Source organism: Kitasatospora sp. NPDC101108, assembly GCF_055584725.1.
In genome coordinates this window covers 47,895-68,454 of record NZ_JBVJLM010000012.1, presented here as the reverse complement: position 1 = coordinate 68,454, position 20,560 = coordinate 47,895, and the positions used below count along the sequence as shown (strand labels likewise).

The following is a 20,560-nucleotide window of genomic DNA, read 5'->3' as shown; positions in this document are numbered from 1 at the left end:
AAAACAGCGTCAGAGCAGGAAGCCCGCCGGGAACGGGTCGTCCGGGTCGAGGAAGTACTGGGCGGTGCCGGTGACCCAGGCCCGCCCGGTGACGGTGGGCACCACGGCGGGGTGCCCGGCCACCTCGGTCTCCTCGACCAGCCGCCCGGTGAAGGTCGTCCCGATGAAGGAGTCGTTGCGGAAGTCCCGCCCGAGCGGCAGTTCGCCGCGCGCGTGCAGCTGCGCCATCCGCGCCGAGGTGCCGGTGCCGCAGGGCGAGCGGTCGAACCAGCCGGGATGGATGGCCATCGCGTGCCGGGAGTGTTCGGCGGTGGAGCCGGGGGCGAGCAGCTGGACGTGGTGGCAGCCGTGGATGGACGGGTCCTCCGGGTGCACCGGCCGGTCGGGGCCCGCGTTGACGGCGGCCATCAGGGCGAGCCCGGCGGCCAGGATCTCCTGCTTGCGCTCGCGCTCGAACGGCAGCCCGAGCTCGGCGAGGGGCAGAATGGCGTAGAAGTTTCCGCCGTACGCGAGGTCGTAGCCGACCGTGCCGTAGCCGGGCACCTCGATCTTGCGGTCCAGCGCGACCGCGTAGGAGGCCACGTTGCGGATGGTCACCGCCTTGGCGGCGCCGCCCTCGACCCGCACCTCGGCGACGACCAGCCCGGCGGGGGTGTCCAGCCGCACCGTCGTCACCGGCTCGACCACCGGCACCATCCCGGTCTCGACCAGGACGGTGGCGACGCCGATGGTGCCGTGCCCGCACATCGGCAGCAGCCCGGACACCTCGATGTAGAGCACCCCGAAGTCGGCGTCCGGCCGGGTGGGCGGCTGCAGAACGGCACCGCTCATCGCGGCGTGCCCGCGCGGCTCGTACATCAGCAGGGTGCGGAAGTGGTCCAGGTGCTGCTGGAAGTGCACCCGGCGCTCGGCCATGGTCGCGCCGGGGATGACGCCGAAGCCCCCGGTGATGACCCGGGTCGGCATGCCCTCGGTGTGCGAGTCCACGGCGTGGAACACGTGACGGCTGCGCATTCCTCACAACTCCTCAATTGAAGCAGTCGAAGCAGTCGAAAGCGGTCGAAGCGGTCGAAGCGGCCGGTCGGGGCCGGCTGCCCGCACAGCCGGCCGGCTCCGAACGGCTACGCCAGGCCCTCGGCCAGCGCCTTCTCGGTGGCCGCGCGCACCGCCGCCTCGATCTCCGGCTCCAACGGCAGCCGGGGCGCCCGGACCGGCCCGCCGGGGCGTCCGGCGATGTCCATGGAGAGCTTGATGGCCTGGACGAACTCGGTCTTGGAGTCCCAGCGCAGCAGCGGGTGCAGCGACTTGTACAGCGGCAGGGCGGTCTCCAGGTCGAGCCCGACGGCCGCGTCGTAGAGCGCCACGCAGGCCTCCGGCAGCGCGTTCGGGTACCCGGCGATCCAGCCGACCGCACCGGCCAGCGCGAGCTCCAGCAGCACGTCGTCCGCGCCGATCAACAGGTCCAACCCGGGCGCCAGCTCGGCGAGTTCGTACGCCCTGCGGACGTCCCCGCTGAACTCCTTGACGGCCACGACCGAGCCCTCGCCGTGCAGCTGGGCGAGCAGCGCGGGCACCAGGTCGACCTTGGTGTCGATGGGGTTGTTGTAGGCGACGACCGGCAGCCCCGCCCGGGCGACCTCCGCGTAGTGCGCCCGCACCGAGGCGTGGTCGGCCCGGTAGGCGTTGGGCGGCAGCAGCAGCACGGACCCCGCTCCCGCCTCGGCGGCCTGCTCGGCCCAGCGGCGGGACTCGGTGCTGCCGTACGCGGCGACGCCGGGCATGACCCGGGAACCGTCGCCGGCCGCCTCGATCGCCACCTCGACGACCCGGGCGCGCTCCTCGGCGGTGAGCGTCTGATACTCGCCCAGCGAGCCGTTGGGGACGACGCCGTCGCAGCCGGACTCGATCAGCCAGCGGACGTGCTCGGCGTAGGCGTCGTAGTCGACTGAGAGGTCCGGGCGCAGCGGGATCGTGGTGGCGACCATGATGCCGCGCCAGGGACGGGTGGTGTCGTGCGGGGTGATGGACACGTTGAGCTCCTTGGTGAGGTGTGACATTTTATAAGCGGGAACAGGCCGGAGACAAGAGCCCCCGCCCCGCGCGTTCCGACGGCCCGGAACCGGCCCGGGCCCCGAAGGCCCGGGCCGGAGTCCGAGTCCGAGTTCGAGTCCGGGCCCGAGTCCGGGCCCGAGTCCGGTCCGGACTACTCCGACGCGCCCGCCGCCAGTTGCGACAGCGGCACCGGACAGGCCAGCGGCCGCCGGTCCGGCCCCGCCCCCGTGGCACCGGACAGACAGGCCACCGCCGGACCGCACATCCGCCCCTGGCACCAGCCCATCCCGGCGCGGGTGAGCAGCTTGACCGTCCGGGGATCACCCGCGCCGAGCTCCTCCACCGCCTCCCGGATCCGCGCGACCGGCACCTCCTCGCACCGGCACACGTCGGTGTCCGGCCTCAGCCACCCCGTCCAGCCGGGCCCCGGCCGGTGCGCAGCCGCCATGAGCCCGGCGAAGGCCCGCAGCCGCGCCCGGCGGCGCAGCAGCGCGCGCCCCGGCCGGGCGTCGGCGATCGCGTGCGCGGCCAGCTCCCCCTCGGCCAGCGCGAGGTCCGCGCCGCCCACGCCGTTGGTCTCCCCCGCGGACCACAGGCCGGGGACGGTGGTGCGCAGCCGGGCGTCGACCCGCAGGGCGACCGCGCCGTCCGGCCCGGTCCGGGTGTCCGCGCCGAGTTCGGTGGCCAGGTCGATCTGCGGCAGCAGCCCGTGGCCGACGGCGAGCGCGTCGCAGTCGATCCGCCGTTCGGTGCCGGGCAGCGGCCGCCAGTCGGCGTCCAGCCGGGCGACGGTGACCGCGGTGACCCGCTCGTCGCCGTGCGCCTCGACGACCGCGCTCCGCGGCCGCAGCCGCACGCCGTGGCGCAGCAGCGCGCTCCCGTGCCCGGCGCCCTCGACCAGCTTGGCGGGGACGGCCGCCAGCACGCCGGGGCGCCGGGCGTACCCGAGGTAGCCGCTCGCCTCGACCACCGCCGGGACCTCCGCGCCGGCGCTCACCAGCGAGGAGGCGGCAGCGAGCAGCAGCGGACCGCTGCCGGCCACCACGATCCGCCGCCCGGGCAGCACCAGCCCGGCCTTGAGCATCGCCTGGGCACCACCCGCGGTGACTACCCCGGGCAGGGTCCAGCCGGGGAACGGCAGCTGCCGCTCGTACGCACCGGTGGCGAGCAGTACCGTCCGGGCCCGGACGGTGGTCCGCTCGGCGGCCTCCGGCCCGAGGGTGACGTGCACCGCGAAGCCGTCCCCGGTCCGCTCCAGCGCCCACACCTGGTGGCCGCCGCGGAACTCCGCCCGCCGGTGGGCCGCGAGCCGCGCGGCGAGGCCGCTGTACGCCGCCCAGCCGTGGTGCAGCCGGTCGGGGCGGGCCGCGCCGAGCCCGGGCGCGGGGTGCCGGTAGTACTGGCCGCCGGTCCGGTCCGCGCCGTCCAGCAGGACGCAGCGCAGCCCGAGGTCGGCGGCGGTGACGGCGGCGGCGAGCCCGGCCGGCCCGGCGCCGACCACCGCGAGGTCGAAGGGCTCAGACGGCGAGGTCGGCACGGCCGTGTCCCTCCTGGGTGGTGACGACGGTGCCCGGCTCGGCGGGCAGCAGGCACAGGCGCTGGTTGGCCCGGCCGTTGACGGTGGCCAGGCAGTCGAAGCAGGCCCCGATCCCGCAGAACGCCCCGCGCGGCCGCCCGCCGATCCGGGTGGTGCGCCAGGCGAGCACGCCGTCGGCCCAGAGCGCGGCGGCGATCGACTGCCCGGGCAGGGCGCGGACGGGACGCCCGTCGAACTCGATCCGGTGGCCGGGCCCGGGTTCGGCCTCGACCAGGGCGGCAGGGGTGCGGCGACGCTTCACCGGCTTCTCCAATCCATCACCGGCTTCTCCAAATCCATCACCGGCCTCTCCGATCCGGAAGGAACGCCCCGGAAGAACACCCCGGAAGACGCCCCGGCAGAACACCCCGGGAGGACCTCCCGGGTACGCGGCACACGGTCACCCATCGGAGCGCCCCTCCCCCGGGAACCGGTCGGCCCGGAACGGCGCGAGGTCCAGCTCCGGCCGCTTCCCGGTCAGTTGCTCGCTGATCAGCAGCCCGGTGGCGGGCGCCAGCCCGATGCCGGCGCCCTCGTGCCCGCAGGCGTGGTACAGCCCGGGCACCCGGGGGTCCTCCCCGACGGCGGGCAGGTGGTCCGGCAGGTACGGGCGGAAGCCCCGGTAGGTGCGCATCACGGCGACCTGCGCCAGCACCGGGAACAGGGCCGCCGCCTCGGCCGCCAGCCGGCCGATCGCCTCGTGGGAGATGGTCCGGTCGAAGCCGACCCGCTCCCGGCTGGCGCCGATCAGCACCGGCCCGCCGGGGGTGCCCTCGATCACGGAGGAGGTCTGCAGCCCGGCCGACCCGCTGGCCACGTCGGCCACGTAGTCGGCCGAGTAGACCTTGTGCCGGACGACCCTGGGCAGCGGTTCGGTGACCAGGACGAAGCCGCGCCGGGGCAGCACCGGCAGGTGCACCCCGGCCAGCGCGGCCAGTTCGGCCCCCCAGGCGCCGGTGGCGTTCACCACGGCGGGCGCGGCCAGTCGGCGGCGGTCGGTGCGGACGCCGCGCACCGCGCCGTCCGGCCCACGCTCGACGGCCGTGACGGTCTCCCCGGTGCTCAGCTCGGCGCCCATCCGACGGGCCTCACGCAGCAGGTGGGCGGCGGCGAGCGCGGGCTGCACCTGGGCGTCCTGGGGGTAGTGGTAGCCGCCCGCCAGCCCGGGGGCGAGATGGGGCTCCAGTTCGTGCAGCCGCTCGGCCGGGACCTCCTCGGCGTTCACTCCGGCCGCGGTCTGACCGGCGGCGAAGTCCCGCAGCGCCTGCTGCCCGGCGGCCGTCGAGGCGACCACCACGCCGCCCTTGGGCTCGTACTCGACGGCCGGGCCGAGCTGTTCGGCGAGCTCGCGCCAGAGCCGGAGGCTGAGCAGGGCGAGGTCGAGCTCGGGCCCGGGCTCCTTGTCGGAGACCAGCAGGTTGCCCTCGCCCGCGCCGGTGGTGCCCCCGGCGACCGGCCCGCGGTCGACGACGGCGACGGCGAGCCCGGCGCGGGCGGCGTAGTAGGCACAGGCGGCGCCGACCACCCCGGCGCCGACCACGACGACGTCCAGGGGAGGTGTCCAGGTCTTCAGCACGCCAGTAATATGTCACATGCCATCGACCCTGCCAAGACCACGCAAACCCGCAAAGCCGCAAAGCCGCAAAACTCCGAAACCGGAAAGCCCGAGAACGGCGAAAGGCCCCGGCCCACCGCGGGAGGCGGCGGGCCGGGGCCTCAGGCCCTACCGGCTCAGGTGATGTCGTCCATCTGCTCATGGCGCGCGGCCGGCACCGGCGTGGGCCCGGCCGTCGGCGCCACCGAGGCGCTCACCGACTCCGCGCCGTCGACGGCCTGGACGCTGAGGTCGACGTGCGAGGCCTCCTCGTCGTCCAGGTCGGCGTCCGGGTTGTTGCGCCGCTTGCGCCGGTCGTTGAGCAGCGCGACCGCCACGGCGAGGAAGTACAGCGCCCAGATCGGCGCCGACAGCAGCAGCATGCTGACCGGGTCGGCGCCCGGGGTGGCGAAGGCCGCGAACACCGTGATGGCCATGACCATCCCGCGCCACCAGCTGAGCAGCCGCTTGCCGGTCACGATGCCGACCAGGTTGAGCATCACCAGCAGCAGCGGGAACTCGAAGGCGAGGCCGAAGACCAGCACCATCCGGGTGGCGATGTCGAAGTAGTCCTCGGGCGGGAGGATCGGCACCGTCTCGCTCGGCGTGAACGAGATCAGCATCTCGACCATGGTCGGCATCACCATGATCGCGCAGGCCACACCCGCCAGGAACAGCGGGGCGCCGCAGACCATGAAGACGATCGCGTACTTCTTCTCGTGCTTGTGCAGCCCGGGCGCCACGAACGCCCACACCTGGTAGAGCCAGACCGGGACGGCCGCCACCACGCCCGTGGTCAGCGCGACCTTCAGCATCCAGTTGAAACCGGCGGTCAGGCCGATGTTGGACACCTGGGCGCAGCGCCCGTGGTAGTTGCCCGAGGTGGCCTTGTCGCACTGGGGCAGCGGCTGGAGCAGGAAGTGCTCGATCTGCTTGTGGTAGACCGCCGCGACCACCGCGAACAGCACGATCGCCAGGACCGACTTGACCACGCGGTTGCGCAGTTCCCGCAGGTGGTCGGCTAGGGCCATCCGCCCCTCAGGATCCTTGGGCGCCTTCTGCGGCGCCTTGGAGAGCTTGCTCAACCCCGGTCCTCAACTCGTGCGTCGAGGCCCGCCGGTCGACGGGCCCCCGTGGTCTGGTGCGTCGCGTACGTCACGCAGGTCACGTAGGTCAGGTACGTCACGTCCGTCACGTGCGCCGCGCTCAGTGCGGCGCGTCGCCGTCGGGCCCGGCCACCGGACGGGCCGTGGCCGACGCTCCCGGGGCCGACTGGACGGTCCTGGCCGACGACCGCGCCGGACCGTCGACCGGCGGCGCCGCCGGCGGCACGCTCCCGCCCTTCTCGCCGTCCGAGCGCATCGCCTTGGCCTCGCTCTTCAGGATCCGCATCGACTGCCCCAGCGAACGCGCCAGCTCGGGCAGCCTCTTGGCACCGAACAGCACGATGGCGAGAACCACGATCACCACGATCCCGGTCATCGAGATGCGCACGTGCGACCACCTTCACTCACCGCGGCCCGGCAGGCCGCCCGCCGCGGATGGTAACCGCTGCGGATGACGCCCCGACGACGGCCGCCCGAACAGGACAGCGGCCCCCGGTTCGCAGTTCAGGAGCCACCTGAGAGCGTAACCCGCCCCTACCTCCGCACAGCAGCCCCCGTACCACCGGGTACCCCTGGTGTGCTAACGGCCACGGGACGCTAGGGGTGCGGAACCGCCGAGGCCAGCTCCCCCGCGGCCTCGGCCAGCGCCCGCGAGGCCGCGTCCACGCCCTTGGCCAGCGCCCGCACGTTCAGCCACAGCCGGATCGCGAGGACCCCGAGGACCAGCAGGCCCGCGGTGGCGAGCAGGACGGCGGCGACGAGCATCCAGGACATGCGCCCACCCTATACGGGGCGCGGGCGCGCTATCCCTCGGCCGGAACGAGCCGCATGGTGCGCACCCCCGCCGCGGTGAGCGCCTCGACGATCTTCTCCCCGGCCGGCTTGCGCACCGCCGCCCCGCAGAGCGGGCAGCCGAAGCTGTAGTGCGCCTGCGCCGCGCTCCGGCCGAGGGTCAGCCGGAACTCCTCGGCCGGGAGCTCGACCTTCTCGCGGCACTGCGAGCAGTACACCTTGAATCTCGTCCCGGGCTCCACCGCTCAGACCTGCCCCTCCCCGTAGGCGGCCAGCGCCTCCCGCGCGGCCGAGCGCGCCTGCTCGGCCAGCTCGGGCGGCGACACGATCCGGCCGTCCCGACCCAGCCGCAGCGCCAGCGGGCGCAGCTGGGAGGGGTCGGCGCTGCGCAGGGTGATCCGCAGTCCGCCGTCGGGCAGTTCTTCCGCCCGGTCGTGGGTGTAGTACTCGGCGACCCAACGACCGCCGGAGGAGACCTCGACCACCACCTCGGGGTCGTCCGCCGCCGGGTTGACCAGCCCGCCGCTGAGGTCGCGCGGCTCGCGCCGGGGCGGGTCGGCCGGGACGTCCAGGACGCGGATCTCGGCGACCCGGTCCAGCCGGAACATCCGGTGGTCCTCCGAGGTGCGGCACCAGGCCTCAAGGTAGGTGTGGCCCTCGGTGAGCAGCCGGATCGGGTCGACCTCGCGCTCGGTCATCCCGCCGCGCCCGTGCGAGTAGTAGCGCAGCCAGACCCGGCGGCCCTCGCTGAGCGCCCGGTCGATGTCGGCGAAGACGTGGCTCTCCGCCTCGAAGGTCACGCCGACCCGGGCGCTGCCCTCGGCGCTCTCCCCGGCCGCGTTCTCGATCTTGGCGACCGCCCGGGTGAGCGCTTCCCGGTCGCCGGCCCGCAGGCCGGGCAGCCCGGCCACCGCGCGGGCGGCCACCAGCAGCGCGGTGGCCTCGTCGGCGGCCAGCCGCAGCGGCTGGGCCACGTCGTCGACGTTGTGCCACCAGATCCGCTCGCCGTCGGTGTCGATGTCCAGCAGGTCGCCGCCGCGGAAACTGGTGCCGCACATCGGCAGCACGTTGAGGTCCCCGATCAGCTCCCGCTCGCTGATCCCGAACGCCCGGGCGACCTCGGCGACCTCGGCCCCGGGCCGCTCGCGCAGGTAGGTGACCAGCGACAGCATCCGTCGCGTCTGGTCGATCGCATTGCTCATGCGTCCACCTCGCTGCGCTCGGCGGGCGCTTCGCCCGATGCGCACCTTCCCATGGTTCGTTCGCTCCGCTCACTCACGCCCGTACGTCCTCCGAGTCCAGCCCCGCGACCGCCCGCAGCCGGTCGACCACATCCGCCCGCAGCTCCTCCGGCCCGAGCACGACCACGTCGGGCCCGAACTCGGCCAGGTCGGCGCCCAGCCCGTTGCCGTACGGGATCTCCAGCTCGTCCCAGGCCTCGTCGACCCGGGTGCTGTTCAGCGCCTTGGTGCGCAGCGGGAAGCCCGCGCCCCGGCGGACCCGGACGGTCGCGGTGGCGGTCGCGCCCTCGCCGGCGAACTTGGCCACGGTGGCCCGGACGTCCACGTGCTCGGGCACCGTGCCCAGGAAGGCGCCGCCCTTGGCCTTCACCTTGCCGGTGATCCGGCTGAGCCGGAACACCCGGGCGTCGCCGCGGTCCCGGTCGTACCCGGCCAGGTACCAGTGCCCGCGCCAGCACTCCAGCGCCCACGGCTCGACGCTGCGCTGCTCGACGGCGGCGGCCCCGGCCTTGCGGTACTCGAAGGTGACCGGGCGGCGGTCCCGGGCGGCGGTGAGCAGCGGCTCGAACGCGGCCTCCCGGGCGGGGATGCGCGGCTCCAGGGCGGTCCGGCCCTCGGCCTCGCCGAACGGCACCCCGGCCGCGCGCAGCTTCTGCAGCGCGCCACTGGCCGCGCCGGACATCTTGGCCTGCTGCCAGACCCGGGCCGCCAGGGTGAGCGCGGCGGCCTCCTCGGCGTCCAGCGCGATCTCCGGCAGCCGGTTGCGGTCGGGGCGGGCGAGGTAGCCGAGTTCGCCGTCCAGCGCGCTCTCGTCGACGTCGATCACCAGGCCGAGCTCGCGCAGGTCGTCCTTGTCCCGCTCGAACATCCGGTTGAAGGCGTCCTCGCTGCTGCTCTGCCAGGCTTCGCGGTACGCCTCGATGGATTCCCGCAGTTCCTTCTTGGAGAGCGGGCGTCTGGTGTTCATCAGGCACAGGGCGAGATTCATCAGCCGCTCTGCCTTGGCGATCGCCATCGGTGACCCTTCCGGTGTGCCGCGCCGTGCGCGGGGTGCGCCAACCGGGCGATCCTCACCCGGCGGGACCGACCGTACCGGTAGCGGTACGCACTGCAAAAGCCGCGTCCCGAGCCTGCCCACCGGCACGTGCCGTTCTGGCCCGAACACGGCCTCGGGCCGGGCCCCCGCAGGGGTCCGGCCCGAGGTCAGCGCGGGCTCAGACGGCCAGCAGGTCGACCACGAAGATCAGGGTCGAGTGCGGCGGGATCGCCGGGGTCGGCGACGCGGCGCCGTACGCCAGGTGCGACGGGATGGTCAGCTCGCGGCGGCCGCCGACCTTCATGCCGACGACACCCTGGTCCCAGCCCTTGATGACCTTGCCGGCGCCCAGCGGGAACTTGAACGGCGCGGTGCCCCGGTTCCAGCTCGCGTCGAACTCCTCACCGGTCGCGAAGGTCACGCCGACGTAGCGGACGCTGACGGTCTGGCCCGGCTTGGCCTCCTCGCCGTCGCCCACGACGATGTCGCGGATCTGCAGCTCCTTGGGAGCGTCGCCGATCGGGAAGTCGATCTCGGGCTTCTCGTTGAGGTTCACAGCCATGGTCCCTCTTCTCAGGTTCGCAAATTCCATAGACGACCAAGCGGCGGGCGCCCGCACCACGGTCCGTTCCTGGACCACGGTACGGGCGCCCGCCGCCCGTGGGGTGCGGCCACGCGGCCGACCCCGAAGGTCACACGTCCACCATTGTCACCCGAAAAGTGGATCAGCCCTGACCGGCGTCCAGGATGTCCACCACGAAGACCAGGGTCGCGCCGGGCGGGATGTCGCCCTGGCCCTTGTCCCCGTAGCCCAGCGAGGCCGGGATCACCAGCTCGACCCGGCTGCCGACGGTCTGGCCCGCCAGCCCCTGGTCCCACCCCTGGATGACCTGGCCGCCGCCGACCGCGAAGGAGAACGCCTGGCCCTTGCTGAGCGAGGAGTCGAAGACCTTGCCGTCCTTGGCCAGCGCGCCGGTGTACTGGACGACGACCTTCTCGCCCTTCTCCACCACCGGCCCGGTGCCCTTGATCAGGACGTGGGTCTTCAGCTCGGTCGGGTCCTTGGCGCCGGCCACCGGGGTGATGTCGGCCGGCTTCTTGCCGTTGTCCTTGACCTGCGGGAAGTCCGCCGGGGGCGGCGTGACGGTACCGCTCACCACGGCGTCCGGCGCGTTGGTGTTGCGGATGTCGATCACGAAGATCAGGTCGTCCTTGGCGCCGATCGACATGTCCGACTTGCCCTGCGAGCCGAACGCGGCGGCCGGCGGGGCCACCACCAGCAGCCGGCTGCCGGCCTTCTTCCCGATCACGGCCTGGTCCAGCGCCGGGATCAGCGCGTCGGTGCCGGCCTGGAAGATCTGCGGCTTGCCCTTGTCGTCGTACGAGCTCGGGATGTCCTTGCCGGTGTTCCAGTCCTTGGCGGTGTAGTCCACCGAGGTCCAGTTGTTCTTGTCGACCTTGGGGCCGCTGCCCTCGGACAGCACCTTCACCACGAAGGAGCCGTCGGAGGCCTCGCCGGGCACCTGGATCTCGGCCTTCTTGCCGAAGTCACCGGTGACCGTCGGCAGCACCTTGGCGCTGTCCTTGATCGGCGGCACCGGCTCGGCGCTCGGCGTGGGCCGCGCGGACTTGGTCGCGTCCGGCTGGGAGGCCGCGGAGGTGTCCTTGGAGTCGTCCTTGTTCACCATGTACAGCGTGACGCCGCTGCCGACCAGCAGCAGCGCCAGGATCGTGCCGAGGATCACGCCCAGCTTGCCGACGCCGGGAGGGTTCTCGTCGTACCCGGCCTCCGAGGTGTCCGTCTTGCGCACGTTGCTGGCGAAGATCTGCGGGGCGTCCTCGTCGTCCGCCTTGGTCCCGCCGATCGGCCGCGGCTTCTCGCCGGGCTGCGCCCAGCCCGCCTGCTGCGCGAGGATCGCCGGGGGGACGACGATCGACTCGCGGTCCGCCGCGATCGGGCCGCCGGGACGAGAGGCGGCCGGGTCACCCGCAGAGCTGTCGTTCGCCGCGGTGCCGGCCCCGCCCGGGCTCGGCGTCTTCTCAGTCATGACTCCCCATCCATCTCGCCACGAGGTCTTCCAGGTCTGCGCCCGGCGTGGTGAGCGCCGGCCTGCCGCCGTACCGCCCGCCCGGACCTCGGCGCCGGGCGGCGCCTGCCACAGTGCGAGGGCAGTATGACAGCTAAGGATGAGGGCGGACGCTTCGTTGTACGAGCGTCCGCCCAAGCGTACGGAATCCCCCCGGCGACTTCCTAGGGCGTGTCTAAACCGCTTCCAGAATGTCGATCACGAAGACCAGCGTGGAGTTCGGCGGCACCGACCCCTGCGCCTGGTCCTTGTAGCCGAGCGCCGGGGGCACCACCAGCAGCACCCGGCTGCCCACGTTCTGCCCGACCAGCCCCTTGTCCCAGCCCTCGATCACGCTGCCGGTGCCGATCTGCACCGCCTGCGCGCCACCGTGCGTCCAGGAGGAGTCGAACTGCTGCCCGTTGCTCCACAGCACCCCCGTGTACTGCACGACCAGCGTCTGCCCGGTCTTGACCTGCTTGCCCTCGCCCTTGATCAGCACGGCCTGCTGGAGGTCGGTGGGCGCGGCCTGCCCCGCCGGGATCGTGATGCCCACCGGCGCCTTGCCGTTGTCCTTGACCTGGGGCAGCGTCGCGGCCGCCTGGGTCATGTTCCCGGTCAGCGTCGAGTCCGGCGGCAGGCTCTCCACGATGTCCAGCACGAACACCACGGTGTCGCCCTTGTTGACGCCCAGCTCGGGGGAGCCCTTCTCCCCGAAGGCCGCCGCCGGCGGGGCCACCACCAGCAGCCGGGTGCCCACCTTCTTGTCGATCACGCTCTGGTCCAGCGCCGGCACCAGCTGCCCGCTGCCGGCCTGGTAGAGCTGCGGCTTGCCGTTGTCGTCGTACGAGCTCGGCAGGTCCTTGCCGGTGGTCCAGTCCTTCGCGGTGTAGTTCACGGTCACCCAGTCACCCTTGTTGACCGTCGACCGCTCCCCCTCGCTCACCGTGTTCACCACGAACTGACCGCTGGGCTGCTGGCCCTCGGGAATGGTGATGGTGGCCTTGCTGCCGAAACCGCCACCCGAAAGAGTGGGCATCGGGGAGGCCTCCGCCACCGGCGGGGGCACCGTCGGCGCGGCGCTCACCGTGGACGGCGTCGCCGGCCCGGCCGCCTTGGGGGAGCTGCTGCAGGCCACCGCGAGCAGCAGCGGCAGGGTGAGAAGCAAACCGGCGGTGCGGCGCACGGTGGTCCTTACTGTCGGTCGAAGTCGGCTCTCCTGACTCGACGGACAGCGTATGCCCGGCACGCGTCCGGCCCCGGTAGACACCACCGGGGCCGGACGCGTGCCGGCGATCGGACGGATCGGGCGATCACATGCCGGCGATCAGCTTCTCCACCCGCTCGTCCACCGAACGGAACGGGTCCTTGCACAGCACCGTGCGCTGCGCCTGGTCGTTCAGCTTCAGGTGCACCCAGTCCACCGTGAAGTCCCGGCGCTGCTCCTGCGCCCGGCGGATGAAGTCCCCGCGCAGCCGGGCCCGGGTTGTCTGCGGCGGGATCGACTTGGCCTCGAAGGTCTTGAGGTCGGTGGTCACCCGCTCGGCCTGGCCCTTGCCCTGGAGCAGGTAGAACAGGCCCCGCCGACGGTGGATGTCGTGGTACGCGAGGTCGATCTGGGCGACCCGCGGGTTGGACATCGTCATCTGGTGCTTCTCGCGGTAGCGCTCGATGAGCTTGTACTTCATGATCCAGTCGATCTCGGTGGCCACCCCGTCCAGCCGCTCGCTGCGCACGGCCTCCAGGGTGCGGCCCCACAGGTCGAGGACCCGGGCGATGGTGCCGGTGTTGATGCCCTTGCGGTCGGCGAACTCCAGGGCCTTGGTGTAGTACTCCTCCTGGATGTCCAGCGCGCTGGCCTCCCGGCCGTTGGCGAGGCGCACCTGGTGGGTGCCGGTGAGGTCGTGGCTGACCTCGCGGATCGCCCGGATCGGGTTCTCCAGGGTGAGGTCGCGCATCACCACGCCGGCCTCGATCAGCCGCAGCACCAGGTCGGTCGCACCGACCTTGAGCAGGGTGGTGGTCTCGGACATGTTGGAGTCGCCGACGATCACGTGCAGCCGGCGGTAGCGCTCGGCGTCCGCGTGCGGCTCGTCCCGGGTGTTGATGATCGGGCGGGAGCGGGTGGTGGCGGAGCTGACGCCCTCCCAGATGTGCTCGGCCCGCTGGCTGACGCAGTACACCGCGCCGCGCGGGGTCTGCAGCACCTTGCCCGCGCCGCAGATCAGCTGGCGGGTCACCAGGAAGGGGATCAGCACGTCGGCCAGCCGGGAGAACTCGCCGTGCCGGGCCACCAGGTAGTTCTCGTGGCAGCCGTAGGAGTTCCCGGCCGAGTCGGTGTTGTTCTTGAAGAGGTAGACGTCCCCCGCGATGCCCTCCTCGTGCAGCCGCCGCTCGGCGTCCACCAGGAGCCCTTCGAGGATGCGCTCGCCCGCCTTGTCGTGCGTCACCAGCTCGACCACGTCGTCGCACTCGGGGGTGGCGTACTCGGGGTGGGAGCCGACGTCGAGGTAGAGGCGGGCACCGTTGCGCAGGAAGACGTTGCTGCTGCGGCCCCAGGAGACGACCCGGCGGAACAGGTACCGCGCGACCTCGTCCGGCGACAGCCGCCGCTGCCCGCGGAACGTACAGGTCACGCCGTACTCGTTCTCCAGCCCGAAAATCCGGCGGTCCATGAGCACTCCATTCCGTGTCGGAGCTGTCCGAAACCGCCTCCACGACGACTGGGCCGCCGCAGGGGCACCGGGGTCCCGTACGACGGCGGTCCGGCCGCCGTACGGGACCCCGCAGGCACTGCTACTCCGGCGTGGTGTCCGCCGGGCCGTCCTCGTCGTCCGCCTCGGCGGACTGGTCGCCGTCGAGCAGGCGACCGAGCTGGTTGCCGAGGATCCGCTTGAACTTGCGCTGCTGGAACCGCTGGCGGTCGAGGACCGCGACCTCCAGCTGTTCCGGGGTGAGGGCCCGCGGGCTGCCGCCGTTGGGGTCGCGGGCGAGCGAGTCCACCGCGACCTTCACGGCCTCGGTCAGGCTCATGCCCACGCGGTGGCGCTGGCCCAGGTAGTTGCCGATCGAGTCGGCGTTGCCGCCGACCACCACGTAGTTCTTCTCGTCGACGACCGAGCCGTCCGGGGTGAGCCGGTAGATCTGGTCGTTGTCCGCGGTCCGGCCGACCTCCGCGACGATCAGCTCGACCTCGTACGGCTTCTCGCCGACCGAGGAGAAGACGGTGCCCAAGGTCTGGGCGTACACGTTGGCGAGGCCCCGGGCGGTGACGTCGGCCCGGTCGTAGGAGTAGCCGCGCAGGTCGGCGTAGCGGACGCCGCCGATGCGCAGGTTCTCGAACTCGTTGTAGCGGCCGACCGCCGCGAAGGCGATCTTGTCGTAGATCTCGGAGACCTTGTGGAGCGCCCTGGAGGTGTTCTCCGCGACGAAGACGATGCCGTCGGCGTAGGTGAGCACGACCACACTGCGGCCGCGAGCGATGCCCTTGCGGGCGTACTCCGCGCGGTCCGCCATGGCCTGCTGGGGCGAGACGTAGAACGGTGTCGACACCGGCGGTCGTCCCTTTCCTGTGAGGTGATGGCTAGATCAGCGGGGCCTGCGGACCGTTGGGCCGGGTCAGGCGCTCGTCGGTGATGGCGACCGCGGTCTCGGCGACCTCGGCCTCGGTGAGCCGGCGGAAGCCGTCCTCGGTGATCACGGAGACGATCGGGAAGATCTTGCGGGCCAGGTCCGGCCCGCCGGTGGCGGAGTCGTCGTCCGCCGCGTCGTAGAGCGCCTGGACGACCAGGGTGACGGCCTGTTCGGCCGTCAGGTCCTCGCGGTACAGCTTCTTCAGCGAGCCGCGGGCGAAGACCGAACCGGAGCCGGTGGCGGCGAAGCCGCGCTCCTCGGAGCGCCCGCCGGTGACGTCGTAGTTGAAGATCCGGCCGCGGCCCCGGTCGAGGTCGTAGCCCGCGAAGATCGGGACCACCGCGAGGCCCTGCATCGCCATGCCCAGGTTGCCCCGGATCATGCTGGTGAGGCGGTTGGCCTTGCCCTCCAGGGAGAGCGTGGTGCCCTCGATCTTCTCGTAGTGCTCCAGCTCCAGCTGGAACAGCCGCACCATCTCGACCGCGAGGCCGGCGGTGCCGGCGATGCCGACCGCGCTGTACTCGTCGGCCGGGAACACCTTCTCGATGTCGCGCTGGGCGATGACGTTGCCCATGGTCGCCCGGCGGTCACCCGCGATCACCACACCGCCGTCGAAGACCGCGGCCACGATCGTGGTCCCGTGCGGGGCCTCCACCACGGATCCCTCGGGGAGCCCGGTGCGGCCGGGGAGCAGCTCCGGCTTGTGCTCGGCGAGGAAGTCGAGGAACGAGGAGGACCCCGGGGTCAGGAAGGCAGCCGGTAGACGCCCGGTGCCACGAGTGTTGGCTTCCACACGATTCCTTCCAGGTAGCTTGAAGCGCGCAATGCCCGCACCCTACCCGCCGACGATCACTGTCCACGCGTGGAGGGGCCGGTGCCGGGCGGTCGGACGGCCACTGCCGTCCGACCGCCCAGGACGGTCGCGACCGTGAATTCCCGAATACCGGGGAAGGGCTATTGCCCACCCTTCTGCACAAAGCCGCGCACGAAATCTTCCGCGTTCGACTCCAGGACCTCGTCGATTTCGTCCAGCACCGCGTCGACGTCGTCGCTCAGCTTTTCCTGGCGTTCCTTGAGGTCGTCGGAATTCTGGGTTTCCGCGACCTGCTCCTCGACCTCCTCGGAGGAGCGGTTTGCCCGCTGCTGGCCGCCGCCGGTGTCCTTGCTCGCCATTTCCCTCACCCCGCTCGAATCGTCTGGCACGGTTTGGTCGGTCGGTCGTTGCCGGTTGGCACCGACCCTATACACAAGGTGCGACTGCCGCTCCCGGTTTGCCGGTGGCGCTCCCTGTCCAACACCCGCTGCCACCCCGGATGATTCCCATTCGGCGGGACGTTCACCCGTGGTGATCGAAAAGTTACCCGCCGGACAGCACGCGCAGCAGGTCCTCCGCCGTGCGGCAGCGGTCCAGCAGCTCCTTGACGTGGTTGCGGGTGCCGCGCAGCGGCTCCAGCGTGGGCACCCGCTGCAACGAGTCCCGGCCCGGCAGGTCGAAGATCACCGAGTCCCAGGAGGCCGCCGCGACGTGCTCGGCGTACTGCTCCAGGCAGCGCCCGCGGAAGTACGCCCTGGTGTCCTCCGGCGGCTTGGTGACGGCCCGCTCGACCTCCTCCTCGGTCAGCAGCCGGTCGAAGCGGCCACGGGCCACCAGACGGTTGTAGAGGCCCTTCTCGGCCCGCACGTCGCTGTACTGGAGGTCGACCAGGTGCAGCCGCGGGTTGTCCCACTCCAGGGCGTCCCGGCTGCGGTAGCCCTCCAGGATCTCCCGCTTGGCGATCCAGTCCAGCTGCTTCGAGAGCGACATCGGGTCGCGCTCCAGGCGCCCGAGGACGTCCTCCCAGCGCGTGAGCACGTCCACGGTCTGCTCGTCGGCGTCGTTGCCGAAGCGGTCCTCGACGTACTTGCGGGCCAGCTCGAAGTACTCCAGCTGCAGCTGGACGGCGGTGAGCTTGCGCCCGTTGCGCAGCGTGATCAGGTGCTTGAGGGTCGGGTCGTGGGAGACCCGGTGCAGGGTGCGCACCGGCTGGTCGACGGCGAGGTCGGAGGCGATGAAGGAGTCCTCGATCATCGCCAGGACCAGCGAGGTGGTGCCTAGCTTGAGGTAGGTGGAGATCTCGGAGAGGTTCGCGTCCCCGATGATCACGTGCAGCCGGCGGTACTTCTCGGCGTCGGCGTGCGGTTCGTCCCGGGTGTTGATGATCGGCCGCTTGAGGGTGGTCTCCAGGCCGACCTCGACCTCGAAGTAGTCCGCCCGCTGGCTGATCTGGAAGCCGTGCGCCGAGCCGTCCTGACCGATGCCGACCCGGCCGGCGCCGGTGACCACCTGGCGGGAGACGAAGAACGGGGTGAGGTGGCGGACGATGTCGGCGAACGGCGTCGCCCGCTTCATCAGGTAGTTCTCGTGGGTGCCGTAGGAGGCGCCCTTGTTGTCGGTGTTGTTCTTGTAGAGGTGGATGTTCTGCCCGTTGGGCAGTTCCAGCGCGCGCTGCGCGGCGGCCGCCATGATCCGCTCGCCGGCCTTGTCCCACAGCACCGCGTCGCGCGGGTTGGTCACCTCGGGCGAGCTGTACTCGGGGTGCGCGTGGTCCACGTAGAACCGGGCCCCGTTGGTCAGGATGACGTTGGCGAGGCCGATGTCCTCGTCGGTCAGCTGGCTCGCGTCCGCCACCTCGCGCGCGAGGTCGAAGCCACGTGCGTCGCGCAGCGGGTTCTCCTCCTCGAAGTCCCAGCGGGCCCGCCGTGCCCGGTGCATCGCCGCCGCGTAGGCGTTGACGATCTGGGACGAGGTGAGCATGGCGTTGGCGTTGGGGTGCCCGGGCACGGAGATCCCGTACTCGGTCTCGATGCCCATCACGCGCCGTACGGTCATGCGGCCCTCCTTGCCCGGTGCACCGCCCCCGACGGGCGGCACACGCTGACGTACAGCTGAACGACACCGGCGCCGGCGGTCTGCCCGCGAACGGTGGGTCGAGCCTAGAACCCGGCGCCGACCGGCGGGCCCCGAGACGCGCCGTCCGGCTGCGGGGCCGCGAGGCGCCACAGCCGGACGGTGTGCGTACAGCTCCGGGGACCGCTGCCGGCCCGGACAACCGCGTGCTTACAGGTACTGCCCCGTGTTGGCGACAGTGTCGATCGAGCGGCCGGACTCGGCGCCCTGCTTGCCGGTGACCAGCGTGCGGATGAAGACGATCCGCTCGCCCTTCTTGCCGGAGATGCGGGCCCAGTCGTCCGGGTTGGTGGTGTTCGGCAGGTCCTCGTTCTCCTTGAACTCGTCCACGCAGGCGGCGAGCAGGTGGGAGACGCGAAGACCGCGCTGACCGTGGTCGAGGAAGTCCTTGATGGCCATCTTCTTCGCGCGGTCGACGATGTTCTGGATCATGGCGCCGGAGTTGAAGTCCTTGAAGAACAGGACCTCCTTGTCACCGTTGGCGTAGGTGACCTCCAGGAAGCGGTTCTCCTCGGTCTCGGAGTACATCCGCTCCACGACCGACTGGATCATCGCCGCCACCGTGGCCTCGACGGAGCCGTCGTGCTCCTTGAGGTCGTCCGGGTGGAACGGCAGCGAGTCCCTGAGGTACTTGGAGAAGATGTCCTTCGCGGCCTCGGCGTCCGGGCGCTCGATCTTGATCTTGACGTCCAGGCGGCCGGGCCGCAGGATCGCCGGGTCGATCATGTCCTCGCGGTTCGAGGCGCCGATGACGATGACGTTCTCCAGGCCCTCCACGCCGTCGATCTCGGCGAGCAGCTGCGGGACGATGGTGTTCTCCACGTCCGAGCTGACGCCCGAGCCGCGGGTGCGGAACAGGGACTCCATCTCGTCGAAGAAGACGATGACGGGTGTGCCCTCGCCCGCCTTCTCCCGGGCCCGCTGGAAGACCAGGCGGATCTGCCGCTCGGTCTCGCCCACGTACTTGTTGAGCAGCTCGGGGCCCTTGATGTTGAGGAAGTAGCTCTTCCCCTGAGGGCGGCCGGTGACCTCCGCGACCTTCTTGGCCAGGGAGTTGGCGACCGCCTTGGCGATCAGCGTCTTGCCGCAGCCGGGCGGGCCGTAGAGCAGCACGCCCTTGGGCGGCCGCAGCTCGAACTCCTTGAAGAGGTCGGCGTGCAGGTAGGGCAGCTCGACCGCGTCGCGGATCTGCTCGATCTGGTTGCTCAGGCCGCCGATCTGGCGGTAGTCGATGTCCGGGACCTCTTCGAGGACCAGCTCCTCGACCTCGGACTTCGGCACGACCTCGTACACGTAGCCGGAGCGCGGCTCCAGCAGCAGGGCGTCCCCCGCCCGGATGGTGACCTCGCGCAGCGGTTCCGCGAGGCGCACCACGCGCTCCTCGTCGGTGTGGCCGATGACCAGGGCGCGCTCGCCGTCCTCCAGGATCTCCTTGAGGGTGACGATCTCGCCGATGCGCTCGAAGGCCATCGCGTCCACGATGTTGAGGGCCTCGTTGAGCATCACTTCCTGGCCGCGCCGCAGTTCGTCGAGGGCGACGTTCGGGCTGACATTGACGCGGAGCTTGCGACCGCCGGTGAAGATGTCGGCGGTACCGTCCTCGTTCGCCGCGAGGAAGGTGCCGAACCCGGCCGGGGGCTGTGCCAGCCGGTCCACTTCCTCCTTGAGGGCCACGATCTGGTCGCGGGCCTCGCGCAGGGTGGAGGCGAGTCGTTCGTTCTGGGCGGTCACGCCGGCCAGGTTGGTCTGGAGCTCGACGATCCGCTCTTCGAGGATTCTCGAATTGCGCGGCGAGTCGGCGAGCTTGCGGCGCAGTACGGCGATTTCCTGCTCAAGGTACGAGACCTGAGCGGCCTCGTCGGAACCACGAGCGGGCCTGCCGGTGCTGCGGTTGTAGTCGTCATCGTGGGCTGCCACGGTCCTCACCTCCTCCGGGGAGCTGGACGCTTCCAGACCCTACCTGGGACCAGGGGTCCGTAAACCCCTAGATCAAGAAAGATGGAACGGGCGTGTCCGATCTTCGCCCCAGCGTGCTTCCCCTCTGCTAAGGGGATACCCACCGCGCACCACCCAAAGCGGGCCAGATGTATCGTCGAGCGAAGTGATATCCGATCGCGACCGCGGTGCTTGGGTCCGATCGTTGTACGAATGGCGGGATTGCTCCAGGAATAGGGGCGACCCGGGACAGAAACGGCAGGGGACCATGTCGGTGAGCGAGCAGACCGCGGCAGCGACCGAGGAGCTGGAGGTGTGGATCGACCAGGATCTGTGCACCGGCGACGGCATCTGCGCCCAGTACGCGCCCGAGGTCTTCGAGCTGGACATCGACGGACTCGCGTACGTGAAGGGCCCGGACGACGAACTGCGCCAGCAGCCCGGGGAGACCGCCCCGGTGCCGCTGACGCTCCTTCAGGACGTGGTGGACTCGGCCAAGGAGTGCCCCGGCGACTGCATCCACGTGCGCCGGGTCGCCGACCGGGTCGAGGTCTACGGGCCTGACGCCGAGTAGGCCGGCTC

21 protein-coding genes are annotated in these 20,560 nt (G+C 71.6%); 1 reads left to right on the top strand and 20 read right to left on the bottom strand.

Annotation, left to right across the window (positions count from 1 at the left end):
• Window positions 1–9: 9 nt before the first annotated feature.
• The 20 genes from ACZ6Z8_RS24840 to arc form a co-directional block, all read right to left on the bottom strand.
• Entirely contained in the window at window positions 10–1,014 is a 1,005-nt protein-coding gene (locus ACZ6Z8_RS24840) for a proline racemase family protein (RefSeq protein WP_465612271.1), read from the bottom strand.
• A 107-nt stretch (window positions 1,015–1,121) separates the two neighbouring features.
• Complete coding sequence (locus ACZ6Z8_RS24835; protein ID WP_465612412.1) at window positions 1,122–1,985, bottom strand: dihydrodipicolinate synthase family protein; 864 nt, start codon at window positions 1,983–1,985, stop codon at window positions 1,122–1,124.
• 218 nt (window positions 1,986–2,203) lie between these two features.
• Window positions 2,204–3,589: an FAD/NAD(P)-dependent oxidoreductase gene (locus ACZ6Z8_RS24830; protein WP_465612270.1), complete on the bottom strand. Its 1,386-nt coding sequence runs from the start codon at window positions 3,587–3,589 to the stop codon at window positions 2,204–2,206.
• The gene (locus tag ACZ6Z8_RS24825; RefSeq protein WP_465612269.1) at window positions 3,570–3,890 is read right to left on the bottom strand and encodes a (2Fe-2S)-binding protein; all 321 of its coding nucleotides are present in this window, start codon (window positions 3,888–3,890) and stop codon (window positions 3,570–3,572) included. The genes ACZ6Z8_RS24830 and ACZ6Z8_RS24825 overlap by 20 nt, the downstream gene beginning before the upstream one ends.
• Before the next feature lie 138 nt (window positions 3,891–4,028).
• Window positions 4,029–5,201 (bottom strand): NAD(P)/FAD-dependent oxidoreductase, encoded by a 1,173-nt coding sequence (locus tag ACZ6Z8_RS24820; protein WP_465612411.1) that lies wholly within the window; start codon window positions 5,199–5,201, stop codon window positions 4,029–4,031.
• A gap of 158 nt (window positions 5,202–5,359) precedes the next feature.
• Window positions 5,360–6,253 carry a twin-arginine translocase subunit TatC gene (tatC, locus tag ACZ6Z8_RS24815; RefSeq protein ID WP_465612410.1) on the bottom strand — a complete coding sequence of 298 codons (894 nt, stop codon included), beginning with the start codon at window positions 6,251–6,253 and terminating at the stop codon, window positions 5,360–5,362.
• A gap of 175 nt (window positions 6,254–6,428) precedes the next feature.
• The gene (gene tatA, locus ACZ6Z8_RS24810) at window positions 6,429–6,716 is read right to left on the bottom strand and encodes a Sec-independent protein translocase subunit TatA (protein ID WP_465612268.1); all 288 of its coding nucleotides are present in this window, start codon (window positions 6,714–6,716) and stop codon (window positions 6,429–6,431) included.
• Window positions 6,717–6,925: 209 nt separating this feature from the next.
• Window positions 6,926–7,102 carry a hypothetical protein gene (locus ACZ6Z8_RS24805; protein WP_465612267.1) on the bottom strand — a complete coding sequence of 59 codons (177 nt, stop codon included), beginning with the start codon at window positions 7,100–7,102 and terminating at the stop codon, window positions 6,926–6,928.
• 29 nt (window positions 7,103–7,131) lie between these two features.
• Entirely contained in the window at window positions 7,132–7,362 is a 231-nt protein-coding gene (locus ACZ6Z8_RS24800; protein ID WP_465612266.1) for a hypothetical protein, read from the bottom strand.
• Between the two features lie 3 nt (window positions 7,363–7,365).
• Window positions 7,366–8,322 (bottom strand): helix-turn-helix transcriptional regulator, encoded by a 957-nt coding sequence (locus ACZ6Z8_RS24795; RefSeq protein ID WP_380417799.1) that lies wholly within the window; start codon window positions 8,320–8,322, stop codon window positions 7,366–7,368.
• Window positions 8,323–8,395: 73 nt separating this feature from the next.
• On the bottom strand, window positions 8,396–9,376 hold the full coding sequence (locus ACZ6Z8_RS24790) for a helix-turn-helix transcriptional regulator (protein ID WP_465612265.1): 981 nt from the start codon (window positions 9,374–9,376) through the stop codon (window positions 8,396–8,398).
• Window positions 9,377–9,575: 199 nt separating this feature from the next.
• Complete coding sequence (locus tag ACZ6Z8_RS24785; RefSeq protein ID WP_465612264.1) at window positions 9,576–9,959, bottom strand: FKBP-type peptidyl-prolyl cis-trans isomerase; 384 nt, start codon at window positions 9,957–9,959, stop codon at window positions 9,576–9,578.
• Between the two features lie 163 nt (window positions 9,960–10,122).
• On the bottom strand, window positions 10,123–11,445 hold the full coding sequence (locus tag ACZ6Z8_RS24780; protein ID WP_465612263.1) for an FKBP-type peptidyl-prolyl cis-trans isomerase: 1,323 nt from the start codon (window positions 11,443–11,445) through the stop codon (window positions 10,123–10,125).
• Between the two features lie 214 nt (window positions 11,446–11,659).
• The gene (locus ACZ6Z8_RS24775; RefSeq protein ID WP_465612262.1) at window positions 11,660–12,649 is read right to left on the bottom strand and encodes an FKBP-type peptidyl-prolyl cis-trans isomerase; all 990 of its coding nucleotides are present in this window, start codon (window positions 12,647–12,649) and stop codon (window positions 11,660–11,662) included.
• Window positions 12,650–12,776: 127 nt separating this feature from the next.
• Window positions 12,777–14,138, bottom strand: coding sequence for a Pup--protein ligase (gene pafA, locus ACZ6Z8_RS24770; RefSeq protein WP_396537950.1), 1,362 nt, complete (start codon window positions 14,136–14,138; stop codon window positions 12,777–12,779).
• A 121-nt stretch (window positions 14,139–14,259) separates the two neighbouring features.
• Window positions 14,260–15,015, bottom strand: coding sequence for a proteasome subunit alpha (prcA, locus tag ACZ6Z8_RS24765; RefSeq protein WP_465612261.1), 756 nt, complete (start codon window positions 15,013–15,015; stop codon window positions 14,260–14,262).
• Between the two features lie 31 nt (window positions 15,016–15,046).
• Entirely contained in the window at window positions 15,047–15,889 is an 843-nt protein-coding gene (gene prcB / locus ACZ6Z8_RS24760) for a proteasome subunit beta (protein WP_465612260.1), read from the bottom strand.
• A gap of 161 nt (window positions 15,890–16,050) precedes the next feature.
• Window positions 16,051–16,269, bottom strand: coding sequence for a ubiquitin-like protein Pup (locus tag ACZ6Z8_RS24755; protein WP_030286125.1), 219 nt, complete (start codon window positions 16,267–16,269; stop codon window positions 16,051–16,053).
• A gap of 184 nt (window positions 16,270–16,453) precedes the next feature.
• Window positions 16,454–17,965, bottom strand: coding sequence for a depupylase/deamidase Dop (gene dop / locus ACZ6Z8_RS24750; RefSeq protein WP_465612259.1), 1,512 nt, complete (start codon window positions 17,963–17,965; stop codon window positions 16,454–16,456).
• 228 nt (window positions 17,966–18,193) lie between these two features.
• Window positions 18,194–19,960, bottom strand: coding sequence for a proteasome ATPase (gene arc / locus ACZ6Z8_RS24745; protein WP_465612258.1), 1,767 nt, complete (start codon window positions 19,958–19,960; stop codon window positions 18,194–18,196).
• 286 nt (window positions 19,961–20,246) lie between these two features.
• Here arc and ACZ6Z8_RS24740 point away from each other — a divergent pair, with 286 nt between their 5' ends.
• Window positions 20,247–20,552 carry a ferredoxin gene (locus tag ACZ6Z8_RS24740; protein ID WP_402816290.1) on the top strand — a complete coding sequence of 102 codons (306 nt, stop codon included), beginning with the start codon at window positions 20,247–20,249 and terminating at the stop codon, window positions 20,550–20,552.
• Window positions 20,553–20,560: the final 8 nt, after the last annotated feature.